Source organism: Promicromonospora kroppenstedtii DSM 19349 (assembly GCF_000515355.1).
Lineage (GTDB): Bacteria > Actinomycetota > Actinomycetes > Actinomycetales > Cellulomonadaceae > Promicromonospora > Promicromonospora kroppenstedtii.
The window spans coordinates 24,635-26,012 of record NZ_KI911577.1 but is presented as its reverse complement, the minus strand read 5'-3'; the positions used below and the strand labels follow the sequence as shown (position 1 = coordinate 26,012).

Sequence of the window (1,378 nt, the reverse complement as noted above, 5' to 3'; positions counted from 1 at the left end):
GCCCTACGTGCGTATCCGCGTGCTCCGGCGTGACGGGTACAGGTGCATGGCCGCACACAGGGCAGGGCCGTGTGTGGCATGCCTGCCCCGTACGTAGGCAAGGACGACGCCGACGAGGTAGTCGCACTGTGCCCCACGCACGCACCTGAGCAGGTGCGCTGACATGGGTAACGCTGATCCTCGGCGCGACCTCATGTCGTACCGCAACGCACGCGCTGCCCTGAAGGCGCGCACTCGTAAGCACGGCACGCCTTGTTGGCTGTGCGGTCAACCCTTCGACTGGTCCTTGCACCACCTCGACGCGATGGCCTTCACTGCCGACCACGTAACGCCACTGGCACGCGGCGGGCACATCACGGGCCCGCTGAAGCCTGCTCACAGGCGCTGTAACAGCCGCAGGAACGACGGCAGACACGAGACGCGGCTCCCCACCACCCGACGCTGGTAGGCCGCTCACGGCCCGCCCAGGCATCGATACGGCCCCCTGGGGGATGACCCCTCGGGGTGGCCTGCACGTCGTCTCTTGGCATACGGCGTTTCTCTCCCCACGATCTCACATCCACAGTTAGGCCTCTGACCTGGGGTTTTACACCTCGGCCGAGTGAGCCTCAGATACGCCTAGAGGAGTGCCCTGTGAGCCGCCCCACGCCTCTCCGCGGCCGTCTCCGGCGGCTCCCACCGCGCGTCCCTCGAAGCCCTCCGCGACTACCTCGCGGACGCGCTCGACCAGACCGACACGCCCCCCGCGACCAACGCCCCCGCTTCGCCCAACCGCCTTCAGGCGGTCCTGGCCGAGCTCGCCGAGATGGACAAGGAGGGCGACGATGAACTCGACGACCTCCTCGGCCCCGCGTCTTAAGTGGGCGCCGCGCGCCGCGGGATGATCGCTGACGACATCGCGAAGCGCACGGCGACGGTTGGGCTCACGCTCGACGACTGGCAGATCGAGGTACTCCGCGACGCCCTCAGCGTGACCATGGGCGGGATGTGGAAGAGCCCCGCGTCGCTTGCTCGATCCCTCGCCAGAACGGCAAAAGGCGCCATCATCGAGGCGATCGAGCTGGGCTTCCGTCCTCGGCGCCTTCCCCGACGCGAAGCTCCTCGTCCACTCGGCACACGAGTTCAAGACGGCGAAGAACGGCTTCGACCGCATCCTCTCCCCTGTGCCGGTCTCACCCGGCGCTCCGGAAGGCAGAGCAGACCGGCGGCTCGTCGTCAAGACGGCCAACGCTCAGGAGTCGCTCTCCTTCGACGGCCGCACGATCAAGTTCTTCGCCCGCTCGAAGAACTCGGGCCGTGGCTTCTCCGCCGACCTCCTGATCCTCGACGAGGCACAGGAGCTCTCCGAGGACCACCTTCGCCGCGATCCTGCCGACGA

2 protein-coding genes are annotated in these 1,378 nt (G+C 67.9%); both read left to right on the top strand.

Features of this window, described 5'->3' with window-relative positions:
- Positions 1-163 precede the first annotated feature (163 nt).
- Positions 164-448: an HNH endonuclease gene (locus tag PROKR_RS38050; RefSeq protein ID WP_157601814.1), complete on the top strand. Its 285-nt coding sequence runs from the start codon at positions 164-166 to the stop codon at positions 446-448.
- Between the two features lie 559 nt (positions 449-1,007).
- Positions 1,008-1,378: hypothetical protein (locus PROKR_RS33465; RefSeq protein WP_211239991.1), on the top strand; the 371-nt coding region annotated here is incomplete at its 3' end.

Excerpts from the sequence above, each read along its gene's own strand:
- PROKR_RS38050 (WP_157601814.1), top strand. The coding sequence starts at position 164 with ATGGGTAACGCTGATCCTCGGCGCGACCTCATGTCGTACCGCAACGCA.